Here is a 24,205-nt window from a genome sequence, read left to right as displayed (position 1 = left end):
CCGCCGCTTTGCCCCGCCCGCCCCTTACCCTCGTACGCATGACCAGCGACGACACCGTGCGGCCCGGCCGCCCCCGCTCGATCGAGACCCTCGCCGAACTCACGCCGGAGCAGACCGACGCCGTCCTCGCCCTGCTCACCGAGGCGGCCCGGAACGACGGTCAGCACGCCGTGTCCGAACAGGGCCGGCTGCAACTGCGCGGCTCCGCCAGGGAGGGCGTCGTACACCTCCTGCTCACCTTGGACGGCGGTGAACTCGTCGGCTACGCCCAGCTGGAGGGCACCGACCCGGTCGAGCCACCGGCCGCCGAGCTGGTCGTCCACCCCTCGCACCGGGGCCAGGGACACGGACGGGCCCTGGGCTCCGCGCTGCTCGCCGCCTCCGGAAAGCGGCTGCGGGTCTGGGCCCATGGCGGGCACTCCGCCGCCCGGCATCTCGCACAGGTGCTGGGGCTCTCCCTCTTCCGGGAACTGCGGCAGCTGCGCCGCCCGTTGACCGGCCTGGACCTGCCGGAGCCGCGGCTGCCCGAGGGCGTGAGCGTGCGCACCTTCGTGCCCGGCCGGGACGACGCGGCCTGGCTCGCCGTGAACGCCGCCGCCTTCGCCCACCACCCCGAACAGGGCTCGCTCACCCAGCGCGACCTCGACGACCGCAAGGCCGAGCCGTGGTTCGACCCGGCGGGATTCTTCCTCGCCGAACGGGACGGCGAGCTGATCGGCTTCCACTGGACCAAGGTGCACGCTGAGGAGCGGCTCGGAGAGGTGTACGTCCTCGGGATCCGCCCCGACACCCAGGGCGGCGGTCTGGGCAAGGCCTTGACCACCATCGGCCTGTGCCACCTGGAGGGGCAGGACCTGCCCACCGCGATGCTGTACGTCGACGCCGACAACAAAGCGGCGGTGGCCGTCTACGAGCGCCTCGGCTTCGTCACCCACGAGACGGACCTGATGTACCGCACGGAGACCTGAGCCGCCGGGTCCGCCCCCGCCCCACCGGCTCCGGCCCGCACGCCGCTCCCGCCACGGCCACCGCCGCCGCCATGACCGCCCACCGGTCGTGCGCGGCGGACCAGCGCGGGTCGTCCGCCTGGACGAACAGCGCCCATCCCTCCGGGGCGAGGAGCGGCGCGAGGACGGCCGTGAGCAGCAGGGCCGCCGCGACGAACGGCCCGGGCCGTTCCTCGTCGGTCAGCCGTACGGCCAGGGCGGCAGCGGCGAGCGCCAGGACACCGGCCGTGACCGCCTCCAGGGTGACCTGGGGTATCGGCGGCCGGGACGCCGAGGGGGTCAGGAGCAGGACGGCCGACCACCACAGGGCGGCGAGCGGTGCGACCAGGGCCACCCGCAGCGCCTGCCGGACGGGTCTCGGGGTCGGGAGGGGCGCGGTGAGGTGGCGGGCCGGGTCGTCCAGCAGGAAGGCCAGTCCGAGCGCGCCGATCAGGGCGGTGCCCCGCAGCAGCAACAGCGTCTGCCAGGGGGCCGGTTCGGCGCCGGTGGCGGCCGGGACGCCGGCGACCAGCAGGCCGAGGACGCCCGCCGCGGCCAGAGCCCGCCACGGCAGCGTGCGCCACAGCGGGCCGATCAGGCCGGCCGCCCGCACCGTCACTCGCACGAGTCCGCCTTGTCCGGCGCGGCCACACCCAGCAGCTCGGCGGCGCGGGCGGTCGTGACACCCGGCGCGGTCAGCTCGGCCCAGTGCTCCTTCACCCGCGCCCCGACACCGGCCGGCGGCTTCTCCAACAGGTGCCGTACGACGTCGGTCTGGCCCTCGGTCATGGTCAGCGGGTCGGTGGGCGACAGGACGATCGCGGAGCCCGTCACGCTGTCGTCCAGGCGGACCCGGCGCAGCGCGGCCATCGGGTCGTCCTGCCAGCTCAGGGAGAGCCACATGACGGTGACCATCCGCCCGTCGCAGATCTCGCTCCCGGCCGCCTCCGTGCCCGCGACGAGGACGGCGGCGACGGCACTGGAGAACTCGGGGACCCGGTTGCCGCCCCAGGCGGTGCCCACCGTGACGCGGTGCGGCTCGGTCGACGCGGGGATCGCGGTGTCGGTGCCCAGCCCGTACCGGGCGTCGATCCGCTGCCGTACGACGAGGGGCCGCTCGTGCGCCGAGCCGCCGGCCAGGGACTGGACGTGGTCAGCGACCTCGGCCCAGGCATCGGTGCGCGGTCCCCACTCGGGGAAGGCGCAGTACCTCGACCGGCCGTGCTCGGCGCAGGTCAGTTCGGGCCGCACCGTGGCACGCTCACGGGCCGCGGTCAGCTCCGACGACGGTGTCGCGCCCCCCGCCTGGAGCACCCCGCCCGTCACCGCCGCCGCCAGGCCGAGGGCGAGGCCCGTCCGGACGGCCGCACTTCGTCCGCCGGCGACGACGACCGCGAGGAGGGCGATGCTCAGGGCTACGCCCGCCAGGTACAGGGCGTGCCAGGCGGCGGGCCGACCCAGCAGATCGGAGGGCAGGGTGTCCGGGCCGGCCTCGGAGACGGCCGGTGCCAGCCAGGACCGCCCGCTCGCGCCGCCGGGCGCGGTCCCGAGCACGAACACGAACAGCAGCACGACCACCAGCAGCGGCGCGGCGAACGCCGATCGCGCCACCCGGCCGAGCAGCACCCCGAGCGTCCCGAACGCCAGCACCGTCAGCGGCCCCACGGCCAGCTCGGCCGGTGAACCGTGCCCGATCGCGCCCGGCTTGAGCGCCTCCCAGGTGAACTGGGCGGCCACGCACACGGCGGTGAGCAGGACGGCCGGTACGACGGCCAGCGCGTGGGCGGCCGTGCGGCGCCAGGGCTCCAGGACCAGCACCGAGAAGTGCGGCTCCGTGCCGTGCCGTTCGGAGCGGACGACCGCGTGGTTGGCGTACAGCAGGACGGCCAGGCCGACGAGCATCGGCATGGACTGGGTGGCGCGGTCGGCGTCCTGGAGGGCGGGGCTGCCGTCCCAGGAGGTCCTGGTGCGCCAGACGATCCACGCGACGTACCCCACGAAGGCGATGAGGACCGGGATGCTCAGCAGCAGCTTGCGGGCCTCGAAGCGGGCCAGCGCGAGCACGGCCCGCACCCCGCGGTCCCGGAGCGGCGCCCGCACGGGCGCGGACTCCTCCACCAGTACGGCGCTCACGCCGCCACCTCCGTGTCCGCGCCGTCGAGGACGAGCAGGTAGCCGTCCTCCAGGGTGGGTTCGGCGGGCTCGGCGCCCGGGGGCGGGTCGCCCACGTTCCGGAAGGAGCCGGTGCCGGTGCGCCACCCGGCCCTGGCTCCGGGGTCCTTCTCCTTGCTGCTCCACACCCGTCCGGCGGCCCGCGCGGTCAGCTCGGCCGGGGTCCCGTCGAAGCGCACCGCCCCGGCCGCCATGACGATCACCCGGTGGCAGAGCATCGCCACGTCCTCGGTCTGGTGGGTGGACAGCAGCACGGTCCGCCCCTCCCCGGCCCCGGCGATCAGCTCCCTGAACCGCATCCGCTGCTCGGGGTCGAGGCCGACGGTCGGTTCGTCCAGCACCAGGAACCCCGGGTCGCCCACCAGCGCGGCGGCGAGCGCGACCCGCTGCCGCATGCCCCCGGACAACTTCTTGATCCGGCGTCCGCGCACGTCCCCGAGATCGACCTCCTCCAGTACGCGCCGCACCTCGCGGTGCCGCTCCCGGCGGTCCGCCAGCTCCTTGAGGATCGCCACGTAGTCGACGAACTCGAAGGCGGTGAAGTCCGGGTGGAAACCGGGCGTCTGCGGCAGATAGCCGAGCCGCCGCCGCACCTCCTGCCGCCCGCGCGAACTCCCGGGGTCGTGCCCGAGGACGGTGAAGGCCCCCCGGTCGGCGGGCACCGCGGTGGCGAGCACTCGCAGCAGCGTGGTCTTCCCGGCGCCGTTGGGCCCGAGCAGCCCGGTGACGCCCGGGGTCAGCCGCAGCGAGACGTCGTCGAGGGCGCGGGTGCGCCCGTAGTGCAGGCTCAGGCCGGAGGCGGACACAGTGGGGGTCATTCGGCACTCCCGTACATGAAGGGGGTCGAGAAGAAGGAGGGGCTCACGCGACACCGCGCGCGGAGACGTCGAACCGGTCGCGGAAGAGGAACAGCAGCCCGGCGCCCAGCACCGCCAGGAGTCCGGACACGCCCTGCCCGGCCGCGGTGAACGGCGCCAGCGGGCCGTCCGTGGACGCGCGGGCCGCGTCCGCGGCCAGCAGCACCGCGGCCCAGGCGCACACGAGCACGGACGGCGCGAGCACGGGACCGAGCCGGGGCGTCAGCGCGAGCCCGGTGGCGGTGAGGGCGAGCCCGGGCAACAGCCAGGCCAGGGCGGCCGGTCCGTACCCCGGCAGCGCGAGGCTGGCCAGACCGCCCACCCCGAGCGCCACCACGAGCACGGCGACGGTACGGATCATCAGCAGCCGGAAGCCGTGCATCGGCGAGACGACGGCCATCTCGTGCGTGGGGTCCAGCGCGGGCCCGTAGGCGAGCGCCACCGAGACCAGCGGCAGCAGCGGGGCGCACACCAGGAACAGTGTGGGCCGGCCGGCGGCACCGGCCGAGACGGCCACGAGGAACGTCACGAGCAGCACGGCTGCGAGGGCGCCGAACCAGGACCGGCGCAGTATGGGGGTGGCCGCGAGCAGTCGCGCGGTGCCGTCGCCCGCGCCGCACCGCACCAGCAGCCGTTCGAACCACCCCGGCCGGGGCGCGTCCAGCTCGGCGTCGAGCCGTGCCCACCCCGCGTCCAGCGCGGCGGCGTCGCTCACCTCCGCGAGGACGCCCCGGCAGGTGGCGCAGGCGGTCAGATGGGCGTCGGTGGACCAGAGCGCGGGCGCCGCGAGGTCTCCCCGGGCGTAGGCCCGCAGGTCGTCCTCGTCCACGTGCCAGGCGTCCCGGGGACGGCTTTCCTCGATCCTCATGCCAGCGCCTCCCGCAGCTGCCGGCGGGCCCGCATCGCCCGCGTCTTGACCGTGCCCGGCGGGATGCCGAGCAGGACGGCCGCCTCACGGGTGGTCAGCCCGTCGACGACGGTGGCCTGGAGCACCGCGCGCAGCTCCGGTGAGAGCCGCACGAGGGCGCCGGCGAGGTCGCCGTGCTCGACCCCGGCCAGGACGCGCTCCTCCGCCGAGACCTCGTCCCGGTGCCGCAGCCGCGCCAGCGCCTGCCGCAGCCGTCCGCGCGCGCCCTCGCCGCGCAGCACGTCGATCAGCCGCCGCGACCCGATCCGCCACAGCCACCCCGCCACGTCGCCTTCCTCCCGGTAGCGCGCGCTGCCGCGCCACACCGCGAGGAAGGTCTCCTGCACGACGTCGTCGACCACGGCGGCGTCGGCGCAGCGGCTGCGCATGCGGGCGGTCAGCCAGGGCGCGTACCGGCGGTACAGCTCCTCGAAGGCGCGGCGGTCGGCATCCGCCGCGACGGCCCGCAGCAGCTCCCCGTCGCTTCTCGTTTCGCTCACATCTCCTCATCGCACGAGCCGGCCCGACCGGTTCACACGATCTCAGGGCGGCTCACGGCGACGTTTCGGAGACCCGCAGCTATCCCACACGTCATGTCCCCGTAACCATCGATTCAGACAGCCTTGCGAGGCTCACCGAATGAAGCCGACCGAGCCACAGCCTTCCGGGCCCTTCGGGCCCTCCGACGCGCCTGACACGCGCGCGGCGCGGAAGAATGGGTTCATGAGGCAGCCGAACACTCAGGCCGAGGCCCAGCACACGCAGCCCTCCGTGGGTTCGATCGCGGCGCACCGCCCGGACACCGTGGCCGCCACGGTCTCCGGACTGGAGCCCGACATCGACGCCGACCTCGACGCGTACGAGGAGTCGGAGGAGTCCCAGGACGGCGGCGCCCGCCTCCCGCAGGGCCGTTTCCTGGACCGCGAGCGCAGCTGGCTCGCGTTCAACGAACGCGTGCTCGAACTCGCCGAGGATCCGAACACGCCCCTGCTGGAGCGGGCCAACTTCCTCGCGATCTTCGCCAGCAACCTGGACGAGTTCTTCATGGTCCGCGTCGCCGGCCTCAAGCGCCGCATCGCGACCGGCGTCGCCACCCGCTCCGCCTCCGGCCTCCAGCCCCGCGAGGTGCTGGACATGATCTGGGCCCGCTCCCGCGAGCTGATGGCCCGGCACGCCGCCTGCTTCCACGAGGACGTCGCCCCGGCGCTCGCCGAGGAGGGCATCCACCTGGTCCGCTGGAGCGAACTGGCCGAGAAGGAGCAGGCCCGCCTGTTCACCCTCTTCCGGCACCGGATCTTCCCCGTCCTCACCCCCCTCGCGGTCGACCCGGCCCACCCCTTCCCCTACATCTCGGGCCTCTCCCTCAACCTCGCGGTCGTCGTCCGCAACCCCGTCACCGGCCACCGCCACTTCGCCCGCGTCAAGGTCCCGCCGCTGCTCTCCCGCTTCCTGGAGGCCTCCCCGGGCCGCTACGTCCCCGTCGAGGACGTCATCGCCGCCCACCTGGAGGAGCTGTTCCCGGGCATGGAGGTCCTGGAGCACCACACCTTCCGCCTCACCCGCAACGAGGACCTGGAGGTCGAGGAGGACGACGCGGAGAACCTGCTCCAGGCCCTGGAGAAGGAGCTGATGCGGCGGCGCCTGGGCCCGCCCGTCCGCCTGGAGGTCGAGGAGTCGGTCGACCGCGAGGTCCTGGACCTCCTCGTGCGCGAGCTGAAGATCGGCGAGGCGGAGGTCTACCCGCTGCCCGGCCCCCTGGACCTCACCGGCCTCTTCCGCATCCACAGCATCGACCGGCCCGAGCTGAAGTACCCGAAGTTCGTCGCCGGCACCCACCGCGACCTGGCCGAGGTGGAGTCCGCGTCCGCGCCGGACATCTTCGCCGCCCTGCGCACCAAGGACGTCCTGCTCCACCACCCGTACGACTCCTTCTCCACCTCCGTGCAGGCGTTCCTGGAGCAGGCCGCCGCCGATCCGGACGTCCTCGCGATCAAGCAGACGCTGTACCGGACGTCCGGCGACTCCCCCATAGTCGACGCGCTCATCGAGGCGGCCGAGTCCGGCAAGCAGGTCCTCGTCCTGGTGGAGATCAAGGCCCGCTTCGACGAGTCCGCCAACATCAAGTGGGCCCGCAAGCTGGAGGAGTCCGGCTGCCACGTCGTCTACGGCCTGGTGGGCCTGAAGACCCACTGCAAGCTCTCCCTGGTCGTACGGCAGGAGGGCGAGACCCTGCGCCGCTACAGCCACGTCGGCACCGGCAACTACCACCCGAAGACGGCCCGCCTCTACGAGGACCTCGGTCTGCTCACCTCGGACCCGCAGGTCGGCGCGGACCTCTCCGACCTGTTCAACCGCCTCTCCGGCTACTCACGGCGCGAGACCTACCGCCGCCTCCTCGTCGCGCCCAAGTCGCTGCGCGACGGCCTCGTCTCCCGCATCCACAAGGAGATCCAGCACCACCGCGCCGGGCGCCCCGCCCACGTCCGCATCAAGGTCAACTCGATGGTCGACGAGGCCGTGGTCGACGCCTGCTACCGCGCCTCCCAGGCCGGTGTGCCGGTCGACGTGTGGGTGCGCGGCATCTGCGCGCTGCGGCCGGGCGTGCCCGGCCTGTCGGAGAACATCCGGGTCCGCTCCGTCCTCGGCCGCTTCCTGGAGCACTCGCGGGTCTTCGCCTTCGGCAACGGCGGTGAGCCCGAGGTGTGGCTCGGCAGCGCCGACATGATGCACCGCAACCTCGACCGCCGGATAGAGGCCCTGGTCCGGGTGACCGACCCGGCCCACCGGGCGGCCCTGAACCGGCTCCTCGAGAACGGCATGTCCGACGGCACCGCCTCCTGGCACCTCGGCCCGGACGGCGAGTGGACCCGGCACGCGACCGACGCGGACGGCCAGCCCCTGCGCAACATCCAGGAGATGCTCATAGACGCCCGGAGGCGCCGGCGTGGCACAGCGACACCTTGACCCGACGGACATTCCGACGGAAAACCCGACGGAACCCCCGGCGACCGCCGGACCGCCGCAACCCGCCCCGACCGGCGCGCACGGGGACGCACGCGGGGAGGCCGGTGCGTCCCCGCACGCCGACGCGGACACCGACGCGCTGGTGGGCTACCTGCGCGCCCAGGCCACCGAGTTCCTGCGCGCGCTGCGCCGCCACCGGGAGTCGGGGCCGGGCGCGGGCACCGGAACGGGCGCCGGAACCGGCACCGGTCCGGGTCCGGGCACGGCGGCGGGCGCGAACGGTGCCTTCGGCGAACCCGGCCGGGCGGCCCAGCACGCGGACGACGTCGACGCGGCCCGCGCCCTGCGCCGCGCGGCCCGCCGCATCAGCGGCACCCTGCACACCTTCCAGCCGCTGCTGGACGCCGGCTGGGCGGAGGAGATGCGCCCCGAGCTGGCCTGGCTGTCCGGCACGCTGGCCCTGGAGCACGCGTACGCGTCCCGTCTGGAGCGCCTGCTCCAGGCCCTGCACCGGCTCTCCGGTTCGACGGCGTTCCCGGCCCCGCGGCCGGTGGGCCGGACCACCGCGGCCGTGGCGCCCGCCGCACCCCCCACCCACCCGGCGTCCGCGAACCGCGGCAACCTCACGGTGGGCGCGGCCAAGGCGGGCGCGCTGCTCGACCGGCAGCTGACCCTGGCCCGCACCCGGGCGCACTCCACCGCCCTCCAGGCCCTGGGCAGCAGCCGCTTCCACGCCGTCGCCGACAAGGTCGCCTTACTGGCCAGCGAGGTCCCCCTGAGCAGCGCCGGGCGCAGGGCCGCTGCCGCCGCCCCCGACGCCGCGCCGGTCGACCTCCGCCCGCTGGCCACCGCCGCGCAGGAGCGCCTCACGGATGCCGTGGCCGCCCTCCCCCTGGTCACCGCGGGCAGTCCGTACAACGCCGAGGCGCTGGTCCACGGACTCTCCCCGGACCCCGCCCCGCACCCCCAGGACACCCCGTGGCACCAGGTCCGCCTGCTGCTGCGCCTGCACCGCTACGCCCTGGAGGCACTGGCAGGCGCGGACACCGGGACCGCCGGGACCCCCGACGCCTCGGTGGACGTACGTCTCCTGGCCGCCGGCGAGGCCCTCGACCGGCACCGCGACGCCTCCGAGGCCGCCGCGGCCGCCGCCCAGGCCGCACGTACCCCGCGCATCGCCCCGGCCACGGCGTACGCGCTCGGCGTGCTCCACGCCGACCAGCGGCATGAGGTGGAGGCCGCGCGGTACGCGTTCCAGCACAGCTGGCGCAAGGAACCGATCAGGCTGCCGTAGGAACGGCCGCAGGACGACGGGAGGCGTACGCGCCGTGAGCCCCGCAGACGACGACACCACGGTCCGCGCGGCCGGCTGCGTCCTGTGGCGCCCCGCGCCCTCGGCCGCGTCCCCCGGCCTGGAAGTGTGTCTCGTGCACCGCCCGAGGTACGACGACTGGTCCCACCCGAAGGGCAAGCTCAAGCCCGGTGAGGACCCGCTCGCGGGCGCCCTGCGCGAGGTCGCCGAGGAGACCGGGTACGCCGCCGAGCCGGGCGCCGAGCTGCCCACCGTGCGCTACCTCGCGAAAGGCCGCCCCAAGGAGGTCCGCTACTGGGCCGCGGCGGCGGGCGCCGGTGCCTTCGCCCCCTCCGACGAGGTCGACCGCATCCTGTGGCTGGCCCCGGACGCGGCCCGTACCCGCCTCACCGAGCCCCGGGACCGCGACCTCGTCGACGCGCTGCTGGCGACGCGCCCCGACGGAAACGGCCACTAGGGCCTGGCCCGTCCGGCCCCCGGCCCGGACCTCGGAATCCTCCCGTGTCCTCGACGTAAGCGTTCCGTGACCTCACCGCACCGTCCACAGGGGTTCACCCCGCGTTCATTTACGCCCTTCGGCGCCTTCATCTGATCTGCCTAATTTCGGCCTTACCACTCCTCGCACGCCGCCGAATTCAGGACGGCGGCTCCTGGAAGGAACTCCCTCAAGTGAAGCTTCAGCGCATGAACCGGCGGGCCCTCGCTCTCGGTGCTCTCGCCGTCTCCGGCGCCCTGGCCCTCACGGCGTGCGGCTCCGACGACACCGGTGGCAACAGCAACGGAGGCGACTCCAGCTCCGCCGCCGCCAACAGCAACATCAAGTGCGACGACGCCAAGGGCCAGCTCCAGGCCTCCGGCTCGTCCGCCCAGAAGAACGCCATCGACGCCTGGGTCAAGCAGTACGTCGCGGCCTGCAACGGCGTGCAGATCAACTACAACCCGACCGGCTCGGGCGCGGGCATCACCGCCTTCACCCAGGGCCAGACCGCGTTCGCCGGTTCGGACTCCGCGCTGAAGCCCGACGAGATCGAGGCCTCGAAGAAGGTCTGCAAGGACGGCCAGGCCATCGACCTGCCGATGGTCGGCGGTCCGATCGCGGTCGGCTTCAACGTTCCCGGCGTCGACACGCTCGTCCTGGACGCGCCGACCATGGCGAAGATCTTCGACAGCAAGATCACCAACTGGAACGACGAGGCGATCAAGAAGCTCAACCCCGACGCCAAGCTGCCCGACCTGAAGATCCAGGCCTCCCACCGCTCGGACGAGTCCGGCACCACGGACAACTTCACCAAGTACCTCAAGGCCGCCGCGCCCGACGACTGGAAGTACGAGGGCGGCAAGTCCTGGGAGGCCAAGGGCGGCCAGTCCGCGCAGGGCTCCTCCGGCCTGGCCGGCCTGGTGAAGCAGACCCCCGGCGCCATCTCGTACTTCGAGCTGTCCTACGCCAAGGACGGCATCAAGACCGTCGACGTCAAGACCGCGGCCGCCGAGCCGGTCAAGGCCACCGTCGAGAACGCCACCGCCGCCATCGGCGCGGCCAAGGTCGTCGGCACCGGCAAGGACCTGGCGCTGGAGCTGGACTACACCCCGGACGCCGCCGGCGCCTACCCGCTGGTCCTGGTGACGTACGAGATCGCCTGCGACAAGGGCAACAAGGCGGACACCCTGCCCGCCACCAAGTCCTTCCTGAACTACATGGCCTCGGAGGACGGCCAGGGCCTGCTGGCGGACGCCGGCTACGCCCCGATGCCCACCGAGATCATCACCAAGGTCCGCGAGAACATCTCGGGCCTGAGCTGACCCGAGTGCGGTCCGGTCCCCACGCGGAGCCGACAGCGTCCCCTCCCGGGACCGACAGCGCCCCCCGCCGGGGGGCCGGACCGCACCGTCCGGTGCACCGCCGCCAGGAGCCCCCGACCGGGGCTCCGCCCGAGCCGCCGACCACGGCGGCTCCGCAGACCGGAGAACCCGATGGACATAACAACGGACACCCAGAAGCCAGCCCCCTCCCACACCCCCCAGCCGCCCGCCGCCGGGAACACGCGCGCCGGCCGCGGCGTGACCCGCCCCGGCGACCGGATCTTCGTCGGGCTCTCCCGCGGGTCCGGCATCCTCGTGCTGGTCATCATGGCCGCCATCGCGGCCTTCCTCACCTACCGCGCCGTCCTCGCCATCGGCGAGGACGAGGCGAACTTCTTCACCAGCTTCGAATGGAACCCGACCGGCAGCCCGCCGGAGTTCGGCATCGCGGTCCTGGCCTACGGCACCGTCGTGTCGTCGGTCATCGCCATGGCCATCGCCGTCCCGATCTCGGTCGGCATCGCGCTGTTCATCACGCACTACGCCCCGCGCAAGCTCGGCGGCCTGATCGGCTACGTGATCGACCTGCTCGCCGCCGTGCCCTCGATCGTCTACGGCCTTTGGGGCGCCCTGGTCCTCGTGCCGCATCTGAACGGACTCTACGGCTGGCTCGACGAGTACCTCGGCTGGACCGGGATCTTCGAGTGGAACGGCGGCGCGGGGCGCTCGCTGCTCACCGTGGGCATCCTGCTGGCGATCATGATCCTGCCGATCATCACCAACGTCAGCCGTGAGGTCTTCCGGCAGGTCCCGCGCATGCACGAGGAGGCCGCCCTGGCCCTCGGTGCCACGCGCTGGGAGGTCATCCGGATGTCGGTGCTGCCCTTCGGCCGCTCCGGCGTCATCTCCGCCTCGATGCTCGGCCTCGGGCGCGCGCTCGGCGAGACGATGGCCGTGGCCATGGTGCTCTCCCCGACCTTCGACATCACCCCGAGCCTGCTCGACCCGGGCGGCGGCACCTTCGCCCAGAACATCGCCAGCAAGTTCAACGAGGCCACCCAGATGGGCCGCGACGCCCTGATCGCCTCCGGCCTGGTCCTGTTCGTCATCACCCTGCTGGTCAACGGCGGCGCCCGAATGATCATCGCCCGCCGCAAGGAGTACTCGGGGGCCAACGCATGAGCAACGCAACCCTGACCCCCGCCCCCAAGAACCGCAGCTCCCTGCGCGCCGCCACCCTGCCCAAGTGGTTCCCCTGGGCGGTTGCGGCCGGCTCGGTCCTCCTCGGCCTCGGCATCAGCACCGTCGCCGGGCTGAACAGCAGCATCCAGTGGGCCCTGATCGCCGCGGTCCTCTTCGTCGCCGGTTCGTACGGCATCTCGGCGAGCGTCGAGGGCGGTCGGCAGGCCAAGGACCGGGTCGCGACCAGCATGGTCTGGGTCGCCTTCCTGCTGGCGCTGATCCCGCTGGTCTCCCTGATCTGGGAGACCGTGAAGCAGGGCGTGAAGGTCCTCGACGGCTACTTCCTGACCCACTCGATGGGCGTCGTCGGCGACAGCGAGCCCGGCGGCGGCATCTACCACGCCATCCTCGGCACCCTGGAGCAGGTCGGCCTCGCCACGCTGTTCTCCGTGCCGGTCGGTGTGCTCACCGCGATCTACCTGGTCGAGTACGGCCGCGGCCGGCTCGCCAAGGCCGTCACCTTCTTCGTGGACGTCATGACGGGCATCCCGTCGATCGTCGCGGGCCTGTTCGTGCTCAGCCTGTGGGTGCTGATCCTGGACATGGGGCCGTCCGGCGTGGCCGGCTCGTTCGCCCTGTGCATCCTGATGATCCCGGTGGTCGTCCGCTCCACCGAGGAGATGCTCAAGCTCGTCCCGAACGAGCTGCGCGAGGCGTCCCTCGCCCTGGGCGTGCCCAAGTGGCGCACCATCCTCAAGGTGGTCCTGCCGACCTCGATCGGCGGCATCGTCACCGGCGTCATGCTGGCCGTCGCCCGCATCACCGGCGAGACGGCCCCCGTGCTGCTGCTGGTCTGGGGCACCGACTTCATCAACGCGAATCCCTTCCAGGACCCGCAGGAGTCGCTGCCGATGTACATCTACCTGCAGTACGGCGCGGGCTCCGACGCGGCCTACGACCGCGCCTGGGCGGCGGCCCTGACGCTGATCGCCTTCATCATGATCCTCAACCTCGCGGCCCGCGGCATCGCCCGCTGGAAGGCCCCGAAGACGGGTCGCTGACGCGACCGACGCAGAACAGTCAGCGACTCGGACCGAAAGAAGCAGTGATACCCATGGCCAAGCGCATAGATGTCAGCGGCCTCAACGCCTACTACGGCTCCTTCCTGGCCATCGAGGACATCTCGATGACCGTCGAGCCCCGCTCCGTGACGGCCTTCATCGGCCCCTCCGGCTGCGGCAAGTCCACCTTCCTGCGCACGCTCAACCGCATGCACGAGGTCACCCCGGGCGGCCGCGTCGACGGCAAGGTGATGCTCGACGACGAGAACCTCTACGGCGCGGGCATCGACCCGGTGGCCGTGCGCCGCGAGGTCGGCATGGTCTTCCAGCGCCCGAACCCGTTCCCCACGATGTCGGTCTACGACAACGTGGCGGCGGGCCTGCGCCTGAACGGCAAGTACAAGAAGTCCCAGCTGGACGACGTCGTCGAGAAGTCCCTGCGCGGCGCCAACCTCTGGAACGAGGTCAAGGACCGCCTGAACAAGCCCGGCTCCGGCCTCTCCGGCGGCCAGCAGCAGCGCCTGTGCATCGCGCGGGCCATCGCGGTCGAGCCGAACGTCCTGCTCATGGACGAGCCCTGCTCCGCCCTGGACCCGATCTCCACCCTGGCGATCGAGGACCTGATCGGCGAGCTGAAGGAGCGCTTCACGATCGTCATCGTGACGCACAACATGCAGCAGGCGGCGCGCGTCTCGGACCGCACGGCGTTCTTCAACCTGGCGGCGGTCGGCCAGCCCGGCAAGCTGATCGAGATCGACGAGACGGAGCGCATCTTCTCCAACCCGTCGGTCCAGGCCACGGAGGACTACATCTCCGGCCGCTTCGGCTAGACCGGCCCCGCCCCACCGAACCCCTCGCGGTGCTGCATGGCGGTGCCACCGCGAGGAGCACAAGGGCCCGCCCCCGAAACCGGGGGCGGGCCCATCGCCGTACAGGGGCGTCTGCTGCGCAAGCGCGCTACAGGAACGCCAGGTTCACGATCCAGAACGACACCGCGGCCACCACCGCAGCCGCGGGCATCGTGATGAACCACCCCATGATGATGTTCTTCGCGACCCCCCACCGCACGGCGTTGACCCGCTTCGTCGCCCCCACACCCATGATCGCCGAGGTGATCACGTGCGTCGTGGAGATCGGCGCGTGGAAGATGAACGCCGACCCGAACATGATCGACGCGCCCGTCGTCTCCGCGGCGAACCCCTGCGGCGGATCCAGCTCGATGATCTTCCGTCCCAGCGTCCGCATGATCCGCCAGCCACCCGCGTACGTCCCGAGCGACAGCATCAGCGCGCAGGCGAGCTTCACCCACACCGGGATCGGGTCGCCGTAGTCCTCGACGTCCGCGATGACCAGGGCCATCACCACGATGCCCATCGTCTTCTGCGCGTCCTGCAGACCGTGCCCCAGCGCCATGCCCGCCGCCGACACGGTCTGCGCGATGCGGAAGCCGCGCTTGGCCTTGTGCGGATTGGCCCGCCGGAAGATCCACATGATCGCGGTCATCACCAGGTAACCGGCGAGCAGACCGATCACCGGTGACACGAACATGGGGATGACGATCTTGTCGACGACCCCGTGCCAGTACACGGTCGTGCTCCCGGCCAGCGCCGCACCGACCATGCCGCCGAACAGCGCGTGCGACGAGGACGAGGGCAGTCCGAAGTACCAGGTGATGAGGTTCCAGACGATGGCGCCCACGAGCGCCGCGAAGAGGATCCCCATCCCCTTCGAACCCTCGGGGGTCTCGATGACCCCCTCACTGACGGTCTTGGCGACGCCGGATCCCATGAACGCGCCGGCCAGGTTCATGACCGCGGCCATGGCCAGCGCCGCGCGGGGCGTCAGCGCGCGCGTCGACACGGAGGTGGCGATCGCGTTGGCCGAATCGTGGAAGCCGTTGGTGTAGGTGAAGAAGAGCGCGACCCCGATGGTCACGACCAGAGCGAAGGTGTCCATGAAGAGGTCAGGACTCCTTGACCGCGATGGTCTCCACCGTGTTGGCCACGTGCTCGAACGCGTCGGCCGCTTCCTCCAGCACGTCCACGATCTGCTTCAGCTTCAGCACCTCGATGGCCTCGTACTTGCCGTTGAAGAGGTGGGCGAGCAGCTTGCGGTGGATCTGGTCGGCCTGGTTCTCCAGGCGGTTGACCTCGATCCAGTACTCGGTGAGGTTGTCCATGGTGCGCAGGTTCGGCATGGCCTCGGCGGTCAGCTCGGCGGCCCGCGCCAGCACCTCGATCTGCTGCTCGACGCCCTTGGGCAGCTCCTCGACGTTGTAGAGGACGACCAGGTCGACGGCCTCCTCCATGAAGTCCATGATGTCGTCGAGGGAGGAGGCGAGGTTGTAGATGTCTTCGCGGTCGAAGGGCGTGATGAACGAGGAGTTCAACTGGTGGAAGATCGCGTGCGTGGCGTCGTCACCCGCGTGTTCGGCGGCCCGCATACGCTCTGCGATCTCGGCCCGGGCGGATGCGTCCGCCCCGAGCAGTTCCATCAGGAGCTTGGAGCCCGTGACGATGTTGTCCGCGGAGGCGGCGAACATGTCGTAGAAGCTCGTCTCCCTGGGGGTCAGACGAAAGCGCACGTGGGGTCCTCGGGGTGCATGGGTTTCGGTCAGGCTGATGCTAGGCGCATCATCCGGCCACTGCTAACGGGCCTTCCCCAGTGTCGCCCATCAGGCAGAGTGATGAGCAGGGGGGCGACGTCGGCCGCTCCGGCATGGGCCCCCTACCCGGGAAAGTTCGTTACCATATACCCACCAGGGGTATATGTCCGTTATTGGAGGACGCGATGACGACCACCGAGGCCGGCGCGGGTGCGCCCTCCTCCGCAGTGGACCCGGCGGTGAAGCAGACGGTGGACCAGGTGGAGACGGACGGCACGGACATCGTGACCGACCACGACCGCGGCGTGCACGGGTACCACAAGCAGAAGGACGAGCACCTCAAACGCCTGCGCCGCATCGAGGGCCAGATCCGCGGCCTTCAGCGGATGGTCGACGAGGACGTCTACTGCATCGACATACTGACCCAGGTCTCCGCCTCCACGAAGGCCCTTCAGTCCTTCGCGCTGCAACTGCTGGAGGAGCACCTGCGCCACTGCGTCGCCGACGCGGCCCTCAAGGGCGGCACCGAGATCGACGCGAAGGTGGAAGAGGCGACGAAGGCCATCGGCAGGCTACTGCGCACGTGAGCGCTCCTCGGCCACGCGCAGCACCTCGTCGATGCTCTCCAGGCTGAGCCGCTCCCGGGCGGCCGACGCCGCGATGATCAGCTCGCCGCACAGCTCGATCTCGGCGAGGGCCACGTGGTCCTGAACCGCCGTACCGCCGACCGGAGCCACACGCGTCACCTCGTCTCTGCCGTCACCGACTTCCTAGAGTAGGGAGCGGCCTACGCACCGCGCATGGCACGGAAGGGCTAGTTCTTGCCGTCCACGCCCCGCTCGCCCGGCTCGGCGGCGATCTTGCCGGCGTAGATGTCCTGGTCCTCGGGCAACCGTACGCGCACGGCGGCGCCGAAATCGTAGAGCAGCGTGGTCGAGGCGACGTCCACGATGCCGGTGCCGTCCCCCTGCCCGTTGGAGAAGCTGAAGCGGTGCCGGACCTTGCGGATACGGCCCTCGTCGTCGAGGTAGGCGTCGAACGGCACCTCGGCGGTGGCGAACCCCTCGGCCGCCGCGGCCAGCGCCTTCCTGTTGCCCTCCGAGGCACCACGCGCCGCCCGCACGAGATCGGCGGTCCCCCGGTAGTGCCGCACCTCGGTCCCGGCCAGCTCGGTGCGTCCCACGAACGTCGCCGTCCGCGTCCCCCGCAGCACCTCGGCGGCGGCGAACGGATCCGTCGCCCCGCCGGTCACCAGGTTCCCGTCGGACAGCGAGTCGGTCTCGACCCGCACCCACTTGTCGTCGGGGACACCGGCGCCCCGGTTCTTCATGAACAGGGCTCCCGGAGCGAGCAGCTCGGTGATCGGCCGGTGCTCACTGGTCCCCGCCGGATCCTGCGGCAGCCGCACCTTCAACTGCCCGAGCCGCTCCTCGAAGTCGTACACACCCTCGCCCCGGATGGTCACCCGCGTCCCGCCGCTGGCCATCTGCATCGCGGTACGCGCCTTGGCGCTCCCGGCGGCCACCAGCCGGTCGGCGGCGCGGTGCAGCACGGCGACCGGATCGCCGCCGCCCGCTCCCTGGACGGAGGCCCCCTGCCCGGAACCGGAACACCCGGCAACGGCCAGACAGACGCAGACCGCACCGCCGGCGAGGGCGAGGCCGCCACCCGCCCTCCCACTCCGCAGCTCCCGCTCCCGCTCCCGCTCCCGCCCGACCATCGCCACCTGCTATCCCAAGCCGTACGCCCGTTCCGGACCCCCTGCCGTCCCGCTTAACGAGGGGCGGGCAACCCCGGTAACGTTGTGGGCGTGGCGCAGCAGGACGGTCTCGAAGCCCCCGGGGACGCCCCGGAACACCTCACGACAACGGTCGAACAGGGCCCCTTCTGCCTGGCCCGCTGCACCTGCGGCTGGCGAGGCCCGGCCCGAAGAGCCAGAAGCCAGGCCCGCACCGACGCGCAAACCCACACAACGACGTAGCACGGCCACCCCCCGTTAGCTACGGGCACTCGCACCACCGCCCCCACCCCCGCCCCCCGTAGCCGCGGGCACTCGCACCACCGCCCCCACCCCCGCCCCCCGTAGCTGCGGGCAGTCGTGCCGCTGGGGCGGCACGGGTGGGCGCAGCGGCACCCGCCCAGCGCCGGTCAGCGCCCCACCCCCGCGCCGCCCCCAACGCCGTACACCTGTACACCCACCGCACCCCGGGAACCCGCGCCCCCACACCCCCGTCTCCCTCCACGACCCCCCACGGGACGCGGAGGCGACATGCACCGGCGCACATTCCTGACCACCACCACAGCCGCCGCCCTGGCGGCAACCACAACCGCCTGCACGGGCAAGAACCAGCCCCCCGGCACCGATTCCAAAGGCACCGCAACCACCACCGGAACGCGCACCGCACTCACCCCCGCCGGAAGCACCACCCCCACCCCGGCCAGCTGGTCCGCCCTGGCGGCATCCCTGGACGGCCCACTGATCCGCCCCGGCGACCGCACCTGGAAAACGGCCCACCAGCTCTACAACACCCGCTTCGACACCCTCGAACCCACCGCCGTCGCCTACGCCGCCCACCCCGACGACATCCGCACCGCCCTCTCCTACGCCCGCGCCCACCACATCCCCGTAGCGATCCGCAACGGCGGCCACTCCTACGCCGGCTGGTCCTCCGGCAACGGCCGCCTGATCATCGACGTCTCGAAACTCAACCGCGTCCGCGCCTCCGCCGGCGAGGCGGTCGTCGGCGCCGGCGCCAAACTGATCGACGTCTACCGCGCCCTCGCCGCGAAGGGCGTGACCGTCCCGGCCGGCTCCTGCCCCACCGTCGGCGTCTCCGGCCTCACCCTCGGCGGCGGCCACGGAGTCGTCTCCCGCGCCTACGGCCTGACCTGCGACAGCCTCACCCGGGCCACCCTGATCACGGCCGACGGCAAGGAGATCACCGCCGACGCGTCAGGCGAGCACAAGGACCTCTTCTGGGCCCTGCGCGGCGCGGGCAACGGCAACTTCGGCATCGTCACGGAGTTCCGCTTCCGCACCCACCCCGCCCCCAGAGCCGTATCGGCGTACATGACCTGGCCCTGGCGGAAGGCGGCCGCGGCCGTCCGCGCCTGGCAGGAGTGGGGTCCCGACCAGCCCGACGAGATCTGGTCCTCCCTCCACCTGGCCGCGGCCCCCGGCCACACCCCCACCCTGTCGGTCTCGGCCTTCTCCATCGGCACCTACGGCGAACTCCAGAACGCCGTCGACCGCCTCGCCGACCGCATCGGCTCGTCCGCGAGCCACGTCTCCCTCAAGCGCCGTACGTACGAGGAGTCGATGGAGATGTACGCGGGCTGCTCGTCCTTCTCGACCGACGCCCGCTGCCACCTCCCGGGCTCCGCCCCCGGCCACTCCCCGGAGGGCTCGCTGGGCCGCGAGACGTACGCCGCCCGCTCGGACTTCTACGACCGCTCGATCCCGCCCGCCGGCATCAAGGCCCTGCTCGCGCAACTCCCGCGGGTGCGCGGCGGCGCCGGCAGCATCGCGTTCACGGCGCTCGGCGGGGCGGTGAACCGCGTCTCCCCGACGGCCACCGCGTTCGTGCACCGGCGCTCCCGGATGCTGGCCCAGTACCTCGTCTCGTGGCGGCCGGGCACGAGCGGAAAGGCGCCGCAGTCCTGGCTGGATTCCGCCCACGACGCGATGCGCCCGTACGCCTCGGGCGCCGCCTACCAGAACTACACGGACCCGGCCCTGAAGGACTGGCGCAGGGCCTACTACGGAGACGCGGCCCCGCGCCTGGCGCGTCTGAAGCACCAGTACGACCCGGACCGCGTCTTCACCTACCCGCAGGCGCTGTGAGCGTCAGGCGGCGAGATCCCGCTCGCCCGACGCCTCGGAGGCACTCTCCTTGCGCGCCCCGGGAATCACGGCACCGCGTCCGGCGGCACCGGCCCGGCCTCGCGCGCTGACCAGCCACCCCACCCGGGGCGAGCGCTCGACGGCGCGGGTCAGCGGCGTCAGCAGGGCCATGGCCACCGGAGACAGCAGCAGGGCGACGGCCGTACCGAGGGCGAATCCGCCCACGACGTCGGTCGGATAGTGGACACCCATGTAGACCCGGGCGAAGCCGCCGAACAGCGCGAGCACGATCGCGGCGATCCCGAACTTCCGGTTGGCGACGAACAGTCCGACCGCCAGGGCCATGCAGAGCGTGGCGTGGTCGCTCACGAACGAGAAGTCGTTCTTCCCCTCCACGAGCACTTCGAGGCCCTCATGGGACTTGAACGGACGGGGCCGCTCCACGAAACCCCGTATCGGCACGTTGACCAGCACCGCGACCCCGGCCGCGAGCGGCGCCCACACCAGGGCCGCCACGTTCGGGGCCGCGTCCTCGCCGCCCCGGCGCCGCACACCCCACCAGCACCACAGCACCAGCAGCACGATCGCGAACAGCAGTCCGTACTCACCGACGAACTCCATGACCCGGTCGAACCAGTGCGGCGCGTCCTTGGCCAGGCCGTTGATGTCGTAGAGCAGCTCGACGTCGGGGTTCGACCCGGATTCGGCGAGTCCAGCCATGGTGCTGCGGCCCCTTCGTCATGTCCTCCGGCGCGCCGAGCGCACGCCTCTTCTGCCACCCCCGTGGTCAGCTGTACGTCAACAGGAACGCACGGTCCCCGTTGATACGTTCCACACTCCACTGAATGATCACGCAGACGTTATCGAAGAGAGACACGTCGTCGCAGCTCAGGGCAGGGTTTCACGCTGGGTTCACACCCTCCCATTCACACCGTGGTGGGGAGCGCTTTCGCGCCATCCTCGGTCACCCGGGTGGCCCCGAAGTAGTCGGGGGTGTCGATCGGGTCGAAACGGATCACGGCCCCCGTCCGCGGCGCGTCGATCATGTACCCGCCGCCCACGTAGATCCCCACGTGCCGGATGGCCCGCGAGTTGGTGAGGTCGTCCGAGAAGAACACCAGGTCCCCCGGCAGCAGTTCGTCCCGCCCAGGATGAGGCCCCGCGTTGTACTGGTCGTTGGCGACCCGCGGCAGCTTGATCCCCACACTCTCGTACGCCGCCTTGGTCAGCCCCGAACAGTCGAACCGCCCGCCCTGCTCGGGCGTCCCGTTCCCACCCCACAGGTACAGCGTCCCGAGCTTCTTCTGCGCGTAGGCGATGGCGCCGGCGGCCTGCTCGGAGGGGTCGACCCGCCCGGTGGGGGCGGCGAAGCTCTTCTCCAGACTCCGAATGATCCTGACGTAGTTCTGGGTCTCGCTGATCGCGGGCACCCCGCCGGAGTTGATCACCCGGTAGGCACCCGCGTTGTAGGCGGCGAGCATGTTGTTGGTGGTGTCGCCGGGCACGTCCTTCACATAGCGGGCGAGTTCGCAGTCGTACGACGCCGCCGACGGGATCGCGTCCTTCGGGTCCCAGATGTTCCGGTCACCGTCCCCGTCGCCGTCGATGCCGTGGGCTGCCCAGGTCCCCGGAATGAACTGGGCGATGCCGCGCGCGTCGGCATGGCTGACGACGTCCGGGTCCCAGCCGCTCTCCTGGTAGAGCTGGGCGGCGAGCAGGGCCGGGTTGATGGCCGGACACAGGTTGCCCCACCGGGCCACGAGACTTTGATACGCAGCGGGAACCGACCCCTTGGCCAGCGTCTTGGCCCCGCCACCCGCCCCGCCCGAGAGGTTCCCGGCGACGAGGTACACGCCGAGGACGAGCAGCATGACGAAGCTCAGCCCGGCCCCGACCGCCGCACCACCGACCACCCACACTTTGCGCACGGCTCAACCCTCCCCCATGAGGATGCTGTTCAAGACGATTTCCGACCAGAGTGGCGCTATTTCACTGTGAACCCGGCGCAGTCGATACTCGTGTAGTCGTCGGGGGTGCGGATGTGGTGCCACTGCACGGTCCAGTCCCCCGGGTCGTTGACCAACGGAATCGCGGGCGTCCCCTCTCCCTTGATCCACTGCTGGAAGTCGTCGGGGTAGGTGACGGACTTCCACTCCCCCGGCTCGCCACCCGCGTGCAGATCGACCGGCTTGCTCAGGTAGCCGATCGTGCGGTTGTCGACCAGGATGCCCTGCACGGGTTTTCCGGTGTCCGGATCGATGTCGTGGGGCGGCTTCACGCTGACGGTGACGTAGTACGGCTCTTCGGAGGGCGCGGGGCTGCCGTCCCGGAACCCGATCTCGACCTTGCGCCGGGGCGAGAGCAGGTCCGGGTCATTGACCTCCGGATGGTCCGGGTCGGCGATGGACCTCATGAACTTGTCCATCGCACGCTCCTGCGAGGGCAGTTGGCACTCGCGGGTCCCTGAGTTCCACAGCGTGCGATCCAGCTTGTCCCCGGCGTAGGCAGGCGCCCCGCCCTTCGCCCCTTCGGAGGCCGAAGCGGTCGGCGACGCGGTGGTGTCCGCACCGGCGGCGGAGCCGCCGCCCCCGCCTCCGTCTCCGTCATCGCCGCGCGAGGCGAGCACGAACGCGCCCGCCGCACCCACCGCGACAGCCACGGACAGGCCCACCACCCACGTCGCGACACGGCGACGACGCACGGGCGCCCCCGGTTGTACGACATGCGTGGGGGTGTAGCCGTAGCCGCCGTGCGGGGCAGTGGCGGTCGGCAGGTCGTGCGGACTCACCGGCGACGGCGGGGGACTCACCGGCGACGGCGGCGGGGTCGCCGCCGGGATCCGGGGTACCGCCTCGGCCAGCGGTGCGAGGCCTGCGTAGAAGGCGTCCTCGACCAGCGCCGTCCGGACCCCGCACCGTGTGATCACCTCGTCGAGCCGGGGTCGCGCGGCCGGGTCCTTGGCCACGCAGGCCTCGATGAGCGCCGCGAGGCCCGGGTCCACACCCGCGGCGTCGACCGGCTCGTGCACCGCGCGGTAGCTCACGCCGGCGGGATCACCCGATCCGAACGGAGGGCGTCCGGTGGCCGCGTACGCGAGCGTCGCACCGAGCGCGAACACGTCCGCGGCCGGGCCGACCTCATTGCGCATCAGCACCTCGGGGGCGGTGTATCCCGGGGTGCCCGGCGCGAATCCGGCCTCGGTCAGCGCGGTCTGGTCCGCTCCCCGGGCGATTCCGAAGTCGATGAGCTGCGGCCCCTGTGCGGCGAGGATGACGTTCTGCGGCTTGAGGTCCCGGTGCGTCACGCCACAGCCGTGCACCGCCGCGAGCCCCTCCGCCAGGGCCGCGAGCACTCCTCGGCAGGTCTCTGCGGGCAGCGGACCCTGTTCCGCCACTCCACGGCTGAGCGTCGGACCCGCCACGTACTCCGTCGCCAGCCAGTAGGGCGCGGCCTCCAACGACGCGTCGATGAGGTTCGCGGTATAGGCGCTCCGTACCGCCCGTACGGTCTCCACCTCACGCCGGAAGCGTGCCATCGCCTCGGGGTGGTCGACGATCTCGTCGCGGATCACCTTGAGAGCGACCAGGCGGCCACCCGGCGAGCGCCCGAGGTAGACCTGCCCCATGCCACCCGCACCCAGCCGGGCGAGCAGCGTGTACGCACCTATACGTGCCGGATCTTGAGCCTTGAGTCCCTCCACGCGCCAGACACTGCCACAAAGATCCACCAACTGCTGGATCGTCGATGACAGCCGCTCGGCCTCGGACGCCCAGGCAGTGACTCCTGGGCCGCCACCCGGCATTGACCGTCACGGCCGGTCGTCCCGGCGGCACTCGGCCCACAGCAGCTTGCCGCCCCCGGCCTCTTCCGCAAGGACCCGCTTCCCTACCGCGCCATCATCCACGAGGCAGCACTCCATATGCGTTCCGGCGGCCGGAACCTGACGAGACGGCAGCTCCAGCACCTCCTCAAGATGAGCGAGCACCCAACATCTCCATCCACGTCATCCCTTTCGACGCGGGCGGCTACCCGGGTGCGGGGCAGCCCATCTACTACGTGCACGGCCCCGTTCCGCCGCTCGACACGGTCCAACTCGACCAGTCGCACGGCATCGCCCTACTGAACGCGGAAGCCCAGCTGAGCAAGTACCGCATGGTCCTGGACCGCCTCATGTCCCTCAGCCTCATCGAGCTGGAGTCCCGGGCCCTCATCCACCACATCGACCGGACGATCTGAGAGGCAGCAGCGGCGCTCAAGGCGGACAGCCGACCGCCGGCCACCGAAGTCACCGTCGCCGTCTCCGAAACGCGGCACAGTCCGCGTTCACGCCACCGGCGCACCGGGAGCCGCCGTCACGACCGACCGCCGCCGGTGGGACACCTTCGTGCGCGGCGTACGCGCGGACGAGTTCGACCACTTCGCCTCGTAGGCATCGCCGGCCACAACGACACCCGCCGCCCCACCAGGTGGGGCGGCGCTTGTGGTCTGCACCACATTCATGCGCGCGTCGCTCAG

The 24,205-nt window shown here is 71.9% G+C and carries 22 protein-coding genes and 1 pseudogene; 11 read left to right on the top strand and 12 right to left on the bottom strand.

The window, feature by feature from the left end:
• The first annotated feature begins 38 nt into the window (after window positions 1–38).
• Entirely contained in the window at window positions 39–968 is a 930-nt protein-coding gene (gene mshD / locus ACFYZ3_RS33880) for a mycothiol synthase (protein WP_388525941.1), read from the top strand.
• On the opposite strand, the gene ACFYZ3_RS33875 is transcribed toward mshD, so the two are convergent.
• The 5 genes from ACFYZ3_RS33875 to ACFYZ3_RS33855 are packed head-to-tail and all read right to left on the bottom strand — an operon-like array spanning window position 928 to window position 5,422.
• Window positions 928–1,611 carry an ABC transporter gene (locus ACFYZ3_RS33875; RefSeq protein ID WP_388525938.1) on the bottom strand — a complete coding sequence of 228 codons (684 nt, stop codon included), beginning with the start codon at window positions 1,609–1,611 and terminating at the stop codon, window positions 928–930. The genes mshD and ACFYZ3_RS33875 overlap by 41 nt on opposite strands.
• Complete coding sequence (locus tag ACFYZ3_RS33870) at window positions 1,602–3,119, bottom strand: ABC transporter permease (protein ID WP_388525937.1); 1,518 nt, start codon at window positions 3,117–3,119, stop codon at window positions 1,602–1,604. The genes ACFYZ3_RS33875 and ACFYZ3_RS33870 overlap by 10 nt, the downstream gene beginning before the upstream one ends.
• Window positions 3,116–3,976 (bottom strand): ABC transporter ATP-binding protein, encoded by an 861-nt coding sequence (locus tag ACFYZ3_RS33865; RefSeq protein WP_388525934.1) that lies wholly within the window; start codon window positions 3,974–3,976, stop codon window positions 3,116–3,118. The genes ACFYZ3_RS33870 and ACFYZ3_RS33865 overlap by 4 nt, the downstream gene beginning before the upstream one ends.
• A gap of 43 nt (window positions 3,977–4,019) precedes the next feature.
• Entirely contained in the window at window positions 4,020–4,883 is an 864-nt protein-coding gene (locus ACFYZ3_RS33860; protein WP_388525931.1) for a zf-HC2 domain-containing protein, read from the bottom strand.
• Window positions 4,880–5,422: an RNA polymerase sigma factor gene (locus tag ACFYZ3_RS33855; RefSeq protein ID WP_127895416.1), complete on the bottom strand. Its 543-nt coding sequence runs from the start codon at window positions 5,420–5,422 to the stop codon at window positions 4,880–4,882. The genes ACFYZ3_RS33860 and ACFYZ3_RS33855 overlap by 4 nt, the downstream gene beginning before the upstream one ends.
• A gap of 223 nt (window positions 5,423–5,645) precedes the next feature.
• Here ACFYZ3_RS33855 and ACFYZ3_RS33850 point away from each other — a divergent pair, with 223 nt between their 5' ends.
• The 7 genes from ACFYZ3_RS33850 to pstB all read left to right on the top strand — a co-directional run bounded on the left by ACFYZ3_RS33850 (window position 5,646) and on the right by pstB (window position 14,071).
• Window positions 5,646–7,886, top strand: coding sequence for an RNA degradosome polyphosphate kinase (locus ACFYZ3_RS33850; RefSeq protein WP_388525928.1), 2,241 nt, complete (start codon window positions 5,646–5,648; stop codon window positions 7,884–7,886).
• Window positions 7,867–9,180 (top strand): CHAD domain-containing protein, encoded by a 1,314-nt coding sequence (locus ACFYZ3_RS33845; protein ID WP_388525925.1) that lies wholly within the window; start codon window positions 7,867–7,869, stop codon window positions 9,178–9,180. The genes ACFYZ3_RS33850 and ACFYZ3_RS33845 overlap by 20 nt, the downstream gene beginning before the upstream one ends.
• Before the next feature lie 34 nt (window positions 9,181–9,214).
• A complete protein-coding gene (locus ACFYZ3_RS33840) occupies window positions 9,215–9,655 on the top strand; it encodes an NUDIX hydrolase (RefSeq protein WP_388525923.1) in 441 nt (146 codons plus the stop codon).
• A 212-nt stretch (window positions 9,656–9,867) separates the two neighbouring features.
• Window positions 9,868–10,998 carry a phosphate ABC transporter substrate-binding protein PstS gene (gene pstS, locus ACFYZ3_RS33835; protein ID WP_388525921.1) on the top strand — a complete coding sequence of 377 codons (1,131 nt, stop codon included), beginning with the start codon at window positions 9,868–9,870 and terminating at the stop codon, window positions 10,996–10,998.
• Window positions 10,999–11,169: 171 nt separating this feature from the next.
• A complete protein-coding gene (gene pstC / locus ACFYZ3_RS33830) occupies window positions 11,170–12,180 on the top strand; it encodes a phosphate ABC transporter permease subunit PstC (protein ID WP_388525918.1) in 1,011 nt (336 codons plus the stop codon).
• Window positions 12,177–13,241 carry a phosphate ABC transporter permease PstA gene (gene pstA / locus ACFYZ3_RS33825; protein WP_361012449.1) on the top strand — a complete coding sequence of 355 codons (1,065 nt, stop codon included), beginning with the start codon at window positions 12,177–12,179 and terminating at the stop codon, window positions 13,239–13,241. Before pstC ends, pstA begins: the two co-directional genes overlap by 4 nt.
• Window positions 13,242–13,294: 53 nt before the next feature.
• Entirely contained in the window at window positions 13,295–14,071 is a 777-nt protein-coding gene (gene pstB, locus ACFYZ3_RS33820) for a phosphate ABC transporter ATP-binding protein PstB (RefSeq protein ID WP_003974830.1), read from the top strand.
• 127 nt (window positions 14,072–14,198) lie between these two features.
• Here the strand turns inward: pstB and pitH are convergent, their stop codons facing one another.
• Window positions 14,199–15,197 carry a low-affinity phosphate transporter PitH gene (gene pitH / locus ACFYZ3_RS33815; protein ID WP_356722067.1) on the bottom strand — a complete coding sequence of 333 codons (999 nt, stop codon included), beginning with the start codon at window positions 15,195–15,197 and terminating at the stop codon, window positions 14,199–14,201.
• Window positions 15,198–15,204: 7 nt separating this feature from the next.
• Window positions 15,205–15,825 (bottom strand): DUF47 domain-containing protein, encoded by a 621-nt coding sequence (locus tag ACFYZ3_RS33810; RefSeq protein WP_003974832.1) that lies wholly within the window; start codon window positions 15,823–15,825, stop codon window positions 15,205–15,207.
• A gap of 206 nt (window positions 15,826–16,031) precedes the next feature.
• Between ACFYZ3_RS33810 and ACFYZ3_RS33805 the strand changes: the two genes are divergently transcribed.
• On the top strand, window positions 16,032–16,433 hold the full coding sequence (locus ACFYZ3_RS33805; RefSeq protein WP_388525913.1) for a metal-sensitive transcriptional regulator: 402 nt from the start codon (window positions 16,032–16,034) through the stop codon (window positions 16,431–16,433).
• Here the strand turns inward: ACFYZ3_RS33805 and ACFYZ3_RS33800 are convergent.
• Both ACFYZ3_RS33800 and ACFYZ3_RS33795 read right to left on the bottom strand, forming a co-directional pair.
• Window positions 16,419–16,583, bottom strand: a complete 165-nt coding sequence (locus ACFYZ3_RS33800) for a hypothetical protein (RefSeq protein ID WP_007451049.1) — start codon at window positions 16,581–16,583, stop codon at window positions 16,419–16,421. The two genes, ACFYZ3_RS33805 and ACFYZ3_RS33800, sit on opposite strands and share 15 nt — an antisense overlap.
• Before the next feature lie 77 nt (window positions 16,584–16,660).
• Window positions 16,661–17,566 (bottom strand): hypothetical protein, encoded by a 906-nt coding sequence (locus ACFYZ3_RS33795; RefSeq protein ID WP_388526147.1) that lies wholly within the window; start codon window positions 17,564–17,566, stop codon window positions 16,661–16,663.
• Between the two features lie 549 nt (window positions 17,567–18,115).
• Between ACFYZ3_RS33795 and ACFYZ3_RS33790 the strand changes: the two genes are divergently transcribed.
• On the top strand, window positions 18,116–19,690 hold the full coding sequence (locus ACFYZ3_RS33790; RefSeq protein ID WP_388525910.1) for an FAD-binding oxidoreductase: 1,575 nt from the start codon (window positions 18,116–18,118) through the stop codon (window positions 19,688–19,690).
• A 3-nt stretch (window positions 19,691–19,693) separates the two neighbouring features.
• Here the strand turns inward: ACFYZ3_RS33790 and ACFYZ3_RS33785 are convergent, their stop codons facing one another.
• The 3 genes from ACFYZ3_RS33785 to ACFYZ3_RS33775 form a co-directional block, all read right to left on the bottom strand.
• A complete protein-coding gene (locus tag ACFYZ3_RS33785; RefSeq protein WP_361012443.1) occupies window positions 19,694–20,410 on the bottom strand; it encodes a phosphatase PAP2 family protein in 717 nt (238 codons plus the stop codon).
• A gap of 206 nt (window positions 20,411–20,616) precedes the next feature.
• Window positions 20,617–21,618: an NlpC/P60 family protein gene (locus ACFYZ3_RS33780; protein ID WP_388525906.1), complete on the bottom strand. Its 1,002-nt coding sequence runs from the start codon at window positions 21,616–21,618 to the stop codon at window positions 20,617–20,619.
• Window positions 21,619–21,674: 56 nt separating this feature from the next.
• Complete coding sequence (locus ACFYZ3_RS33775) at window positions 21,675–23,390, bottom strand: serine/threonine-protein kinase (RefSeq protein WP_388525903.1); 1,716 nt, start codon at window positions 23,388–23,390, stop codon at window positions 21,675–21,677.
• Window positions 23,391–23,609: 219 nt separating this feature from the next.
• Here ACFYZ3_RS33775 and ACFYZ3_RS33770 point away from each other — a divergent pair.
• A pseudogene (locus tag ACFYZ3_RS33770) lies at window positions 23,610–23,926 on the top strand (Scr1 family TA system antitoxin-like transcriptional regulator).
• Window positions 23,927–24,205: the final 279 nt, after the last annotated feature.

Origin of the sequence: Streptomyces sp. NPDC001599, assembly GCF_042893535.1 — a bacterium.
In the GTDB taxonomy this organism is placed as follows: Bacteria; Actinomycetota; Actinomycetes; order Streptomycetales; family Streptomycetaceae; genus Streptomyces.
This window is presented reverse-complemented; position numbering and strand designations above follow the sequence as displayed.

Bases quoted from the DNA above. Each gene is read 5' to 3' on its own strand.
- mshD (WP_388525941.1), top strand. From the start codon at position 39: ATGACCAGCGACGACACCGTGCGGCCCGGCCGCCCCCGCTCGATCGAG.
- ACFYZ3_RS33795 (WP_388526147.1), bottom strand. From the start codon at position 17,566: ATGGTCGGGCGGGAGCGGGAGCGGGAGCGGGAGCTGCGGAGTGGGAGG.
- ACFYZ3_RS33785 (WP_361012443.1), bottom strand. From the start codon at position 20,410: ATGGCTGGACTCGCCGAATCCGGGTCGAACCCCGACGTCGAGCTGCTC.
- pstC (WP_388525918.1), top strand. From the start codon at position 11,170: ATGGACATAACAACGGACACCCAGAAGCCAGCCCCCTCCCACACCCCC.
- ACFYZ3_RS33850 (WP_388525928.1), top strand. From the start codon at position 5,646: ATGAGGCAGCCGAACACTCAGGCCGAGGCCCAGCACACGCAGCCCTCC.
- pstA (WP_361012449.1), top strand. From the start codon at position 12,177: ATGAGCAACGCAACCCTGACCCCCGCCCCCAAGAACCGCAGCTCCCTG.
- ACFYZ3_RS33860 (WP_388525931.1), bottom strand. From the start codon at position 4,883: ATGAGGATCGAGGAAAGCCGTCCCCGGGACGCCTGGCACGTGGACGAG.
- ACFYZ3_RS33865 (WP_388525934.1), bottom strand. From the start codon at position 3,976: ATGACCCCCACTGTGTCCGCCTCCGGCCTGAGCCTGCACTACGGGCGC.
- ACFYZ3_RS33805 (WP_388525913.1), top strand. From the start codon at position 16,032: ATGACGACCACCGAGGCCGGCGCGGGTGCGCCCTCCTCCGCAGTGGAC.
- ACFYZ3_RS33790 (WP_388525910.1), top strand. From the start codon at position 18,116: ATGCACCGGCGCACATTCCTGACCACCACCACAGCCGCCGCCCTGGCG.
- pstB (WP_003974830.1), top strand. From the start codon at position 13,295: ATGGCCAAGCGCATAGATGTCAGCGGCCTCAACGCCTACTACGGCTCC.
- pitH (WP_356722067.1), bottom strand. From the start codon at position 15,197: ATGGACACCTTCGCTCTGGTCGTGACCATCGGGGTCGCGCTCTTCTTC.